The 13,014-nt window shown below is 47.8% G+C and carries 8 protein-coding genes and 1 other RNA gene; 7 read left to right on the top strand and 2 right to left on the bottom strand.

The genetic code is table 11. From position 1 onward, the window contains the following. The 7 genes from rnr to KW844_RS18170 all read left to right on the top strand — a co-directional run bounded on the left by rnr (position 1) and on the right by KW844_RS18170 (position 9,024). Positions 1–3,285, top strand: coding sequence for a ribonuclease R (gene rnr / locus KW844_RS29105; protein ID WP_255578514.1), 3,285 nt, complete (start codon positions 1–3; stop codon positions 3,283–3,285). Positions 3,286–3,306: 21 nt separating this feature from the next. Then, positions 3,307–4,278: a polyprenyl synthetase family protein gene (locus tag KW844_RS18195; RefSeq protein WP_218378203.1), complete on the top strand. Its 972-nt coding sequence runs from the start codon at positions 3,307–3,309 to the stop codon at positions 4,276–4,278. Positions 4,279–4,496: 218 nt separating this feature from the next. After that, positions 4,497–6,122 (top strand): amino acid permease, encoded by a 1,626-nt coding sequence (locus tag KW844_RS18190; protein WP_218378202.1) that lies wholly within the window; start codon positions 4,497–4,499, stop codon positions 6,120–6,122. Between the two features lie 47 nt (positions 6,123–6,169). Next, on the top strand, positions 6,170–6,646 hold the full coding sequence (locus tag KW844_RS18185) for a DoxX family protein (RefSeq protein WP_218378201.1): 477 nt from the start codon (positions 6,170–6,172) through the stop codon (positions 6,644–6,646). A gap of 336 nt (positions 6,647–6,982) precedes the next feature. Next, positions 6,983–8,056 carry a Smr/MutS family protein gene (locus KW844_RS18180; RefSeq protein WP_218378200.1) on the top strand — a complete coding sequence of 358 codons (1,074 nt, stop codon included), beginning with the start codon at positions 6,983–6,985 and terminating at the stop codon, positions 8,054–8,056. Positions 8,057–8,168: 112 nt separating this feature from the next. Next, positions 8,169–8,538, top strand: an RNA gene (rnpB, locus tag KW844_RS18175) — RNase P RNA component class A. 66 nt (positions 8,539–8,604) lie between these two features. Next, on the top strand, positions 8,605–9,024 hold the full coding sequence (locus KW844_RS18170) for a DUF4870 domain-containing protein (RefSeq protein WP_218378199.1): 420 nt from the start codon (positions 8,605–8,607) through the stop codon (positions 9,022–9,024). Positions 9,025–9,216: 192 nt separating this feature from the next. On the opposite strand, the gene KW844_RS18165 is transcribed toward KW844_RS18170, so the two are convergent. Together KW844_RS18165 and KW844_RS18160 are read right to left on the bottom strand one after the other, a co-directional pair. Further along, positions 9,217–10,914 carry a S8 family peptidase gene (locus KW844_RS18165; RefSeq protein WP_218378198.1) on the bottom strand — a complete coding sequence of 566 codons (1,698 nt, stop codon included), beginning with the start codon at positions 10,912–10,914 and terminating at the stop codon, positions 9,217–9,219. 564 nt (positions 10,915–11,478) lie between these two features. Further along, positions 11,479–13,005: an aldehyde dehydrogenase family protein gene (locus KW844_RS18160; protein ID WP_218378197.1), complete on the bottom strand. Its 1,527-nt coding sequence runs from the start codon at positions 13,003–13,005 to the stop codon at positions 11,479–11,481. Positions 13,006–13,014: the final 9 nt, after the last annotated feature.

The following is a 13,014-nucleotide window of genomic DNA, read 5'->3' as shown; positions in this document are numbered from 1 at the left end:
ATGAGTAAAAAGAAAAAAAATAAGAAAGGCGGAAACCAACACCACGGCGGCGGAGGCCCCAAAAAGACCTTTAAAGGTATAGTGGAAGTAACCCGCTCAGGAATGGCATTTGTAATTGTACAAGGCCTGCCACGTGATATCCTCGTAAAACAGAAAAACCTGAATACTGCCCTCGATGGCGATGAAGTACTGGTAGACGTATTGAAACCCGGCAACCGCGATAGTCGCATGGAAGGGGTTATAACGGATATCCTTAAACGAAATAAGACTGAATTCACCGGCACCTTACAGGTAAGCAAGAATTTCGGCTTCCTGATACCTGAAAAAGGTATGTTCATGCCGGATATTTATATCCCGGCCAACTCCCTCGGAGAGGCCAAAACCGGTGATAAAGCCGTTGTAAAAATCGTAGCCTGGGGTGAGCAGTCCCGCAAACCGGTAGGCGAAATTATCGAAGTGTTGGATGCCAGCGATACCAATGACCTGGCCATGAAGGAAATTCTCATCGAAGCAGGCTTCCCGCTTAACTTCCCTAAAGAGGTGATGGATGAACTGGCACAAATCGATGAGACTATAACGGAAGAGGAAGTACGAAAACGTAAAGATGTTCGTGATATTCTCACGTTCACCATTGATCCGGTGGATGCCAAAGACTTTGATGATGCCATCTCCATCCGCCCGCTTAAAAACGGGTTGTATGAAGTGGGGGTGCATATTGCAGATGTGAGTCACTATGTGAAACCTGGTACCGAACTGGATAAGGAGGCAGACAAAAGAGCTACTTCCGTATACCTGCCGGACAGGGTGCTGCCAATGCTGCCGGAGAAAATTTCCAACGAACTGTGCTCGCTGCGTCCGCATGAAGATAAATTCACTTTCTCGGCCATCTTCCAGATGAATGAGCAGGGTGAGGTGAAGCAACATTGGATTGGCCGCACAGTCATCCACTCTGATCATCGCTTTACGTATGAGGATGTACAGGAAATTATCGAAAAGAAAGAAGGTAAATATCTCGACGAAATCCTGCTGCTGAACAAAATGGCTCAAACGCTGCGTGCTGCACGCTTTGCACATGGCGCCATCAATTTCAGCTCCCAGGAAGTACGCTTTAAACTGGACGAAACCGGTAAACCAATCGGCATCGTGATCAAGGAAAGCAAGGAGGCTCACCAGCTCATCGAAGAGCTGATGCTGCTGGCCAACCGTACGGTGGCTACCTACGTGTCCAAGATCAGGGTGAATAAACAACCGGTGCCTTTCCCGTACCGTGTGCATGATACCCCTGACCCCGACAAGCTGAAGGTATTCGCTTCCTTTGCCGGTAAATTCGGGTATAAGTTTGATCTGAATGCACCTGATGCCATTGCCCGTTCATTCAACGGGATGTTACAGCAGGTACAGGGCAAACCGGAACAGCATGTGCTGGAAACCCTGGGTATCCGTACCATGGCAAAAGCGGTGTATACCGTGGAAAACATCGGGCACTATGGCCTTGGTTTCGAGGACTACTGTCACTTTACCTCGCCTATCCGCCGTTATCCGGATGTGGTAGTTCACCGCGTGGTACAGGAATGCCTGTCCAACAATGTGCATCCTGACAAGCAAATGGAGAAGGTATGCAAGCACAGTTCTGAAATGGAAAGAAAAGCCATGGAGGCTGAGCGCGCAGGTAATAAATACAAGCAGGTAGAGTACATGCAGCAATACATCGGTGAAACCTTTAAGGGGGTGATCAGCGGTGTGGCGCATTTTGGTTTTTGGGTAGAAACTGTGGATACCAAGTGTGAAGGACTCGTGAGTGTACATAACCTCAATAAAAAAGAAGACTTTGTTTTTAATGACGCAGAATATGCGTTGGTAGGTTCGCTTACTGGTCGCCGGTTCCGTATCGGTCAGGAAGTAGAAATCCGGGTGATTGCTGCTAACCTGGCTAAGCGCCAGCTTGATTACGAACTGGAAGAAGAACTGCAACAAGGACAGCCTGCCGTTCGCGGTCAGCAGCCTAAGCAGCAGTTCCAGCAGCAGCGTCAGCAACAGCAACAGCAACGCCATCAGCACCCGCAGGGTCCTGGTAAAAAGAAAAAGAAAAAGGACAAACAACATTGGCCTCAGGGGCAGCAGGCACCAAAGCCGGCAGCTACCTGGGAAACGCCAACGAAATCAGATATGCCTCCGATCGATCTGCCTGCAATTTCTGCCAGTGTGGTGACACCTCCGGAAGTTCCTGCTATCTTGCAGCCTGATGTAACACCGGTAACGCAGGTGGCAGCAGCTACGCAGCCTGAGCCGCTCACCGGAGTAGTGAAAACAGCTGACGGAAAAGCAGCGTTACAGAAAGGCGGTAAACGCGGTCAGGCCAAAGATAAGCCTGCAGTGATAGCACCGGAAGTGGCACCTGAGATACCAGTGGTGGTAGCCCAGGCACCTGCGGAGCAGCCGGCACCGGCTAAGAAGGCAGCAGCAGAAAAGGCGGCGACAGCCACGTCTAAGAAAGCAACTTCTGAAAAGGTAGTGGCTGCCCAACCTGCAGTTCCTGCTAAGAAAGCAGCGGTTACAGCCTCTGGTAAACCAGCCGCTGAAAAGGTTGTAGCGACACCAGCTAAGAAAGCAGCAGTAGCGTCTCCTGGTAAAAAAGTTGCCGGAAAACCAGTAGCTAAAAAGGTTGCAGCGACACCTGCAAAGAAAGCAGCAGTAGCGTCTCCTGGTAAAAAAGTTGCCGGAAAACCAGTAGCTAAACAGGTTGCAGCAACACCTGCGAAGAAAGCAGCGGTAGTAGCGCCGGGTAAAAAAGTTGCCGGAAAACCAGCAGCTAAAAAGGCCGTGGCAGTAGCACCAGCCAAGAAAGTAGCAACTAAAGCCGTTGCTAAGAAAGCTGCGGTGAAGCCAGTGGCTAAAAAAGCCGCTGTTACCGCACCAGCCAAGAAAGCAGCAGCTAAAACCGTTGCCAAGAAAACTGCGGTGAAGCCAGTAGCAAAAAAGGCCGCGGTTACCGCACCAGCTAAGAAAGCAACAGTTAAAGCCGTTGCTAAGAAAGCTGGGGTGAAACCAGTAGCTAAAAAAGCAGTGCTTAAGCCAGCACCTAAAAAAGCTGCGGTAAAAGCGCCTGCTAAGAAAGCGTCGCCTAAAAAAGCCGTTGCAAAAGCACCTGCAAAAAAGCCGGTGACCAAAAAAGCCACTGCTCCGGTACAAAAGCCACTTGCTAAAAAAGCAAAAACATCTCCCGTAAAAACTGTTAAAGCACCAGCTAAAAAGGCCAATGCTAAGAACATAAAGAAGAAAAAATAATTCATTAACCGTTTCAGAGTAATGCAATCATTTAAAGAGTTAACAGCACAGTTCAGTCAACATTTCGAGCAACAACACTTTCCGGAGGAACCGGCAAAACTGTACAAAGCAGCCAGCCATATCCTGGAAATCGGCGGTAAACGAATCCGCCCTGTACTGTGCCTGATGGGAAATGAATTATTCGATGAGCTGCATCCAGACGCATTTCATGCTGCCAGCGCTATTGAACTGTTTCATAACTTCACCCTGATTCATGATGATATCATGGATAAGGCTCCGCTCAGAAGGGGTAAACCCACGGTGCATACCGTGTATGGCGATACTGCTGCCATTCTTTCCGGAGATGTGATGCTGATTACCGTATACGACCGCCTGAATAAAGTAAATGCGAAATATCAGAAGAAACTGATTTCCGTATTCAACAAGGCAGCTGTTGAAGTGTGTGAAGGGCAACAGCTGGATATGGATTTTGAAGACCTGCAGCCGGAAGAGGTGGACTACGATAAGTATGTAAACATGATAGGCCTCAAAACCTCCGTGCTGCTGGCAGCCAGCTTGCAGCTGGGCGCCATCATCGGCGGCGGCAGTGAAGGGAATCAGGAACATTTATATGCTTTCGGGAAAAATGTCGGTATCGCTTTCCAGATCCAGGACGATTATCTTGACGCCTTCGGTGACCCGGAAAAATTCGGTAAGCAACAGGGCGGTGATATCCTTGCTAATAAAAAGACTTTCCTGCTCCTGAAAGCATTTGAGTTATGTAACGACTCCCAGAAAGCAGAATTAAAGGCATTACTGGCCTCAAACCCTGCTGATAAGGTGGAAAGGGTACTCGGTATTTTCCGCGACTGTAAGGTGGATGAATGGGCCGAAAAGGAGAAGGAACGTTTTACGACGGAAGCTTTCTCTCACCTGGAGAAAATTGCTGTGCTCAGCAATCGCAAGGAGCCGCTGAAGAAACTGGCTGATTTTCTGTTGAATAGACAACAGTAATACAACTTTTACTTATTCGGGTATAGCGAATGGCCTGCGGCCTTTCGCTATACCCGAATTTCATTTGAGCCGAAGGCTCCAATGAAATTTGGGCTCCACCACGCACAGTAGGCGCAGCCACCACAGGATATATCATTTCCACCTTTTTAGGTATTGTAAAATATTTTTTATAACTTTTTCCCATATATTCGCGCCCAAAACTGTAATAATCCTCGCCAATGTCCAATTCGCTTTTTCGCAAAAAATCAATCGCAACAATATTGAGAGATGCCAACAGTGGGTTGGGAGACGGACATGAAAGCGGAATGCACAAAGTGCTGAAAGTGAAGGATCTTACAGCGATGGGTATCGCTGCCGTAATTGGTGCCGGTATCTTTTCTACCATTGGGGAAGCCTCTTTTCATGGTGGCCCCGGGGTATCAGTACTCTTTATCATTACTGCCATTACCTGCGGTTTCTCCGCACTCTGCTACGCCGAATTTGCCTCCAGGGTGCCTGTATCGGGTAGTGCCTATACGTATTCATATGTAACTTTTGGTGAAATCGCTGCCTGGATAATCGGGTGGTCGCTCATCCTGGAATATGCCATCGGGAATATAGCTGTGGCCATATCCTGGAGCGGATATTTCAATAACCTGCTGAACGGTATAGGACTCGGGTTTCCGGACTGGCTGACTAATAACTATGACAGTGCTACACCCGAACTCATGTCGGCTGCCCCGCATATCTTCGGTTTGCCTATTATTCTGAATCTTCCTGCCTTTATAGTGGTGATACTGGTAACTTACCTGGCCTTTGTAGGCATCCGGGAAAGTAAGCGCAGTGCCAATTTCATGGTGGGCCTCAAGATCCTGGTGATCCTGTTTGTGATTGTGGTAGGGTTCTTTTATGTAAACCCGGCCAACTGGACGCCATTTATGCCAAATGGTTTCTCGGGGGTACTGAAAGGTGTATCGGCCGTATTCTTTGCTTACATTGGTTTTGATGCAGTAAGTACCACTGCTGAGGAATGTGCCAATCCGCAGCGCGACCTGCCCAAGGGCATGATCTATTCCCTGATTATTTGTACCGTATTATATATCCTCATTTCTTTTGTACTCACCGGTATGGTGCCTTTCACGCAGCTGAAAGTGGCCGATCCGCTGGCTTTCGTATTTGACCAGGTAAACATGCCATGGATCAGCTACATCATTTCTGTGAGTGCGGTAATCGCCACCACCAGCGTGCTGTTGGTGTTTCAGATTGGCCAGCCACGTATCTGGATGAGTATGAGCCGCGACGGGCTGCTGCCAAAGAAATTCAGTAAAATCCATCCCCGGTTTAAAACGCCTTCTTTCTCTACCATCATCACTGGTATTATCGTAGGGGTGCCGGCGTTATTCCTGAACCTGACCATTGTAACAGACCTGACCAGTATAGGCACGCTCTTCGCGTTTATCCTGGTTTGTGGTGGTGTGTTAATGCTGCCTCCGCAGGAAAAAACCGCTGAAAAGCGCTTCCGCCTGCCGTATATCAACAGTCAGTACATTGTTCCAATGGTGCTAATTGGTACCGGCCTGGTATTCCATAAAGAAATACTGGAACGACTGTCCCTGGCCGATGGCTGGAACGTATGGAAGCACAATATCCCATTCTTCCTTTTTGTGGTGGTAGCACTGATTATGGTTGTGGCTTCCTATCTGCGCAAACTCTCTCTCATACCGGTTTTGGGTATGCTCAGCTGTTTTTATCTGATGACAGAAATTGAGCTCAAAAACTGGATCGTTTTCACCGTTTGGCTTATTGCTGGCCTTGCTATTTATTTCCTTTACAGTTATACCCACAGTAAGCTCAGGAAATCATAATTATTCGTAACTTCAGTGTAGCTCTTTGATCCATAAAATTCAATTTTATGAACACGCTACAACGAATCGAAAAATGGGGTGATACACATCATCCTAAATGGCTCAGCGTTGTCCGTATAGCGCTGGGTATTTTCCTGATGTACGTAGGTATCATGTTTGTTCAAAACAGAGATGCCCTGGTACGTGTTATCGATGAAAGCCCTGCGCTGGCAGCTATGTCAGTCGGCATCGCGCATTACATTGTATTTGCGCATACTGTAGGTGGATTATTCATTACAATGGGCCTTTTTACCCGCATCGCGGCAGCGCTGAACCTACCTGTTCTGCTGGGTGCACTGATTTTTGTTCAGTCGCCAACAGGCCTGTTTAATGTTTACCCGGTGTTAGGCCTTTCACTCCTTGTGATGTTTCTGCTGGTCCTTTTCCTTATTGAAGGCAGCGGCCCCATTTCAGTAGATGACTACATGCGCCGTCATCCGGAAAAGAAGCACAGCCGCAACTATTCTGCGGGCATCAAAGATTGAGGCTGTTTTCATACAGGCCTTCACGTTAGACGGGTTTGTTAACCCTGTCTTATCAATTATTGTCTGTGGCAGCCAGCCATTGGCTCATCCAATCTTCAATGCAATAATTCTATCTGTGGTTGCTTCCGGGGCAGCCTGGATTCGCACAATGTGAGTGTCGTTGCAGTTATGCTGTGAAATAATTCTTCCTGCTGCCTTCCCGCGCACAGCGCGGAACCTCCCCAATGACACCGAAGGTGTCATTTAGATCCGAATCAAAAAGCACGATCCCCCTCATTCTCACTTCCTTCTCCATCTTTACCAGAAAAAAATTAGCTTTGCGTCAAGAATGCAATTATGAAATACGAAATAGGAGATAAAGTTCTGCTGCTCAGTTCTAAAGAAGAAGGAACTGTAGTAGAGATCGTGAATGATAATATGGTGATGATAGAAGTAAAAGGTACCTCTTTCCCGGTATACCTGGATCAGATCGACTTCCCTTACTTCCATCGCTTTACAAAGGAGAAACTGGTGAAACCGCAACCCAGGCTGATTCCGGGAGATGAGATCAAAGTAAACCGCAGTAAATACGAAGATCTGAAAACAGATAAGGGGATGTTCATTTCCGTACTTCCCGTGTACCATCATGATGGCTTCGATGAAACCATCAAGCTGATGAAGTTCCATCTGTTTAACGATACGCCCAACGCCATGCGCTTTTATTTCCAGGTATGGCTGGCCAACAAAATGGAGCTGGAGATCAAGAATGAAATCCATCCATACAATCACTTTTACCTGACGGATCTGCATTTTGAATCGCTGAACGACAACCCCCGCTTCGAGTTTACCTTTGTGCTGAAAGATCAGCAGCCGAACCTGGCATCTTCGGTCAAAAAAACCTGGAAGATAAAAGCCAAGCAGATGTTTAGCCAGCTGGAGGACCTGCGTACCAAAGCAGAAGCCACGCTTACCATTCCGCTGTTCGATAAGTATCCTGATAAATCCGCTGAAACGCCACCGCCGGCACCCGCCGCCACAACGTCGGCCGGTGTTCCTGGTAAAAAGCCGGGAAACAACAAGATTGTAGGTACAGGTACCATGGCCAGCTTGCTGAGTAAGATCCAACTGCAGCCGGAAGCCGCCCTGGAACCAAAACATGAAGTGGACCTGCACATAGAGAAACTCGAAAAGAACTGGAAAGGACTTAGTAACATTGCTATCCTGGCTATTCAGCTGAATGAGTTTCAACGTTACCTCGATCTGGCTATCACGCACAAACAGCATCATATGGTGGTAATACATGGTATTGGAAAAGGAAAGCTTAAAGATGAAATTCATGCGATCCTGCGCCAGACGCCGGAAGTGGCCAACTTTGTGAATCAGTACAATGCCCGTTATGGCTATGGGGCTACGGAGATAAATTTCAGATAGTAATTTACTTTATATTATAGAAGTCAATACTGGTAAGGGATTGGGGCTAATAAAAGTCTCAATCCCTTTTCTGTTAATGGTTTGATCAATCTTTTCCTTACCTTTGCCGTCAACTACAAACCGTGCTATCGTCTTTCAGACTTGAGCTGAAAGAAGGAAAGTCTGGACAGCGCAGAGCAACGCACCACCTAACGGGTGGGCCTGTTCGCAGGAACAGGACAGCAAGTGCCACAGAAAATGACCGCCGGGCAACCGGTAAGGGTGAAAATGTGGGGTAAGCGCCCACGGTATAGGCAGGTAACTGTTTATGCGGGTAAACCTTGCGTGCTGAAATGCCATGTATACGGTTGCTTGAGGGCTGCTCGCCCGATGACCGAGGGTAGGCAGATACAGGCGGTGTGTGAACATCGTCGTAGATAAATGATAGCAGTTCTCCGGCTTGCCGGAGTTCACAGAATCCGGCTTACAGGTTTGTAGTTTTTCTTCTTCACTGCTTGGATTTTACAGCATTAGCCTTTAACTTCTTCCTAAATTTATAATCCTCAACTATGAACGAAAGAGACGAAAGAACCTGGGCCACCCTGTTACATATTGCCGGCGTATTTGCCTACATCTTCCTTAACTGGGGATGGGCAGGAAATATAGTGCTGGTACTGGTTTTATGGCTGATCAAACGTCATGATTCCGCCTTTGTGGAAACAGAAGGAAAGGAAGCGCTGAACTTCCAGATTACGATTAGTCTTGCCTCTGCGGCAGTGATGATCATCGGTGGTATTACCTCCGGCATCTGGGCTATCGGAACAGGTATATTTAACGGCCATTTCAATTTTACACGCATTGGTTTTAGCTGGCTGGGACTATACTCTCTGTTGAAACTGTTTAACCTGGTTTTCTCTATCCTGGCTGCTGTGGCGGTTAACAAAGGAGAGCATTATCGTTATCCGCTGTGTTTGCGGTTAGTGAAATAATATCGTAAAGCCGGAATGCTTCCGGCTCCTCGCTTAAAACCCGTTAAGCAACAGGATTAGGGCGACGAGCCGCAAGCATTGCGGCTCTACAATAATTTATACGTAATGGCCAGTCGATGTGCGGCGCCACAATAACTCATAAAAAAAGACCGGACGCATCGCGCCCGGTCTTTTTTTTATGCTTGTAACTAATTAATTCTTCTTAACCGGCTTCATTTTAGCCTTTGACTTTTTGGGCTGTACACGCTCCCCTTTAACAGTAGCAGCGAGTTTCAGTGCCTCGTAGCTATTAACCAGGCCACCAGTTACGGATAAATCCGCGAAAGGAACCTCTGTGTCATCAGCACCTGGTTTGTTTACCATCACACTGCCATCAGGCAATGGGGTAGCACTTTTTTCCAGGATGTATTTTAATTGTTTTGCAGTCAGATCAGGGTAGTAGGAGAGCACGAGTGCCGCTACACCTGCCACCACCGGAGATGCCATACTGGTACCACTTGCAGCGCCGTAGGTATTGCCACCCGGAATGGTAGAATAGATCTGTACCCCTGGTGCAAATAAGTCTACTCCTTCTTTTCCGTAATTAGAAAAGCTGGCTACCTTATCCTTGCCTCTGCCGGTACTGTTAGCGCCTACAGTAATGAAGTTGCTGGCTTTACCGCCGGTGAGATAGTAAGGGTTAGGGTAGTTGGGTACGGAGTCGTTATTCTGACCGTCGTTGCCGGCAGCATGAACGAGGAGTACTCCTTTTTCTTCTGCATATTTTACGGCATCGTCCACCCAGGCTTTGTGAGGGGAGAAGCCTTTACCGAAGCTCATATTGATGATTTGTGCGCCATTGTCCACCGCATAGCGGATAGCCAGTGCCACATCTTTATCGCGCTCATCGCCGTCTGGTACTGCTTTCACTGCCATTATCCTAACGTTGTCGGCTACACCGTCCATGCCTGCGCCGTTGTTGCGCACTGCCGCGATGATACCTGAAACGTGGGTGCCGTGGAAACCGAATTTGCCCATTACGTCGTTGTTGCCATATTTAACATCGGTGATGTCTTCAAATTTATCACCTACGATCCTTTCTCTGTTTGCGTTTGGCTGAACGTCTGTACTTTCTGCCTTGCGCTTGATTTCGCTGATGTATTCATCGAACTCCGATTTGAATTCGTTGAAACTATCTGGCATATCATCACCGGAGGATTTCAGCAGGCGGGATACGAAGTTGCGCGCCAGCAGTACATCCTGGCTGGTGGTTTGAATGCTGTCCAGTTGAGCCACATTGAAATCTTCCTTACCGAGGTAGTTTTTCAGTATGGTAGCACATTTGTTCAGGTTGTCCTGCAGTTTAGACATTGTTTTGTAGGAAACCTTGTATTGAGAGGAAGGCTTTTCCACTTTAGCCTGCAGGCGCTGCCAGTACTCATACTCCTTGGAGTCCTTGCTCAGGGCTGAGTCCGGGTTGATGTACAATTGTTTGTAACGGTAGTATTCCCGGGTAGCTTCGTCAGAGTCCTCTTTGAGACTGCTGCCGTCTTTACCTCCCAGAAAGTTCCAGCCATGGATATCATCGATGTAGCCGTTGCCATCATCGTCTTTCCCGTTGTTGGGAATTTCCTTGCGGTTGGTCCACAGGATAGGCTTGAGGTCTTCATGGAGGGTATCAATCCCCGAATCGATCACCGCCACAATCACTGGCGTACTCTTTTTGCCCTGCAGCAGTTGTTTGTAGGCTTTTTCCGTAGCTGTGCCATAAACAGAGTCCGTATCGTAACTTAATAATTGCCAGTTTTTAGGCACTGGGGTTTTGCTTTGCGCAATGGTTTTGGTATTCAGCGCAGTCGTCATCGCTACACATACCACCGCGACTGCTATCTCCCGACTAAACGATTTCATGTCCAACATTTTCCCGATATAAGAGTAAAATAAACTAGATAGGTTAAAGGTATGGAAAAAGCGGTATAACATTAAAATTTAATGATAAACGCGCAACTAACTAGTTGACTGGTTATAATCTTAGCTGAATATTTATATTAATAAGCTAATATATATTATAATTTTTGTTAAAATAATATTTGAATGCTTATGTAAACGCTTTTCAGTTACAGAAGGATTACTGTCGTAGCACAAACGTTGAATATGAATATTCAAAAATTAGTATCATATTTATGGTCTGAAGAGTATATGATAGCGTCCCTGCTATCAGATATTTTTCTCATAAGCATGGTTTCCGTTTAACGAAAAGCGGGGTTCTCTAGCCTCGCTACTATTTTTGAAAATCATGCGACGTTGATGTATGTAGAGAAACGTTTACCACGGGAGCCGGGTCACACTGGCCGGGGTAAGTCAACGATTTATCAACCGCTTTTAGTAATCTGATCGGGCAGTAACCTCCTGAAATGAAATTAAAAGCTCCGACGCAAAGCGTCGGAGCTGGAGAAAAAGGATTCCACTAATACTTTATAGATCGAACTTGATACCTTGTGCCAATGGCAGTTTGGTAGAGTAGTTGATGGTATTTGTTTGTCTGCGCATATACGCTTTCCAGGCATCTGAGCCGCTTTCACGACCACCACCCGTTTCTTTTTCGCCGCCAAATGCACCACCGATTTCCGCACCGCTGGTACCGATATTAACGTTGGCAATACCGCAGTCGGAGCCGGCAGCAGATAAAAATTCTTCGGCCTCACGGAGGTTCAGCGTCATGATAGCGGAGGAGAGGCCCTGTGGTACATCATTCTGGAAGGCGATACCTTCTTTCAGCGTCTGGTACTTCATTACATACAGGATAGGTGCAAATGTTTCATGCTGTACAATGGCGAAGTGGTTTTGTACTTCGGCAATGCAGGGCTTCACATAGCAACCGGTTTCATATCCCGGACCCTCAAGCACGCCGCCTTCCACAAGGAATTTACCTCCCTGGGCGTTGATCTGTGCAATACTTTTCAGGTAAGCATTCACCGCGTCCTTATCGATCAGCGGACCTACGTGGTTGTTTTCATCCAGCGGATTGCCGATACGCAGCTGGGAATAAGCCTTTACCAGTCGCGCTACAAACGCATCATATACTTTTTCATGAATGATCAGGCGCCTGGTGCTGGTGCAGCGCTGGCCAGCGGTACCTACTGCCCCAAACACGGCCCCAATCAGGGACATATCCAGGTCGGCATGTTCAGATATAATGATCGCGTTGTTACCACCCAGCTCCAGGATGGATTTGCCGAGTCGCGCCCCTACGGTGGCAGCTACCTCTTTACCCATACGGGTGGAGCCTGTGGCAGAGATCAGTGGTACGCGTGGATCTGCCGACAGCCATTCGCCGGTTTCACGGCCGCCGATCACGAGGTTGCAAACGCCTTCCGGTACATCGTTGGCAGCAAATACGGTTTCGACTATACGTTGACAAACCAGCGCCGTCACTGGTGTTTTTTCAGAAGGTTTCCAGATACACACGTTTCCGCAAACCCATGCCAGCATGGAGTTCCAGCTCCATACGGCTACCGGGAAGTTAAACGCGGAAATAATACCGGTGATTCCCAGGGGATGCCACTGCTCATACATGCGGTGGCCGGGCCTTTCGGAATGCATGGTTAAGCCGTGTAGTTGTCGCGACAATCCCACAGCAAAGTCGCAGATATCAATCATTTCCTGTACTTCTCCGAAGCCTTCCTGCAGGCTCTTGCCCATTTCGTACGACACGAGCCGGCCCAGGTCGTGTTTATGTTTGCGCAGGGCTTCACCGATCTGGCGTACTATCTCGCCACGGCGGGGTGCAGGCCACTGCCGCCAGGTTTTAAATGCTTCATGTGCCGTAACTACTACAGCATCATAATCTTCTTTGCTGGCGCCTTTGATGGTGGCGATTTCCTTGCCGTCCACAGGGGAAACAGAGGTGATTTCTGCGCCTCCACCTGGCAGCCAGTGTATGCCGGTACTTACACCGCTTTGCTTACCGGTGATACCGAATGATTTTAATATATCTTCCATGGTAATGAT

The sequence above is a fragment of the Chitinophaga sp. sic0106 genome (assembly GCF_019219075.1).
GTDB lineage: Bacteria > Bacteroidota > Bacteroidia > Chitinophagales > Chitinophagaceae > Chitinophaga.
This window is presented reverse-complemented; position numbering and strand designations above follow the sequence as displayed.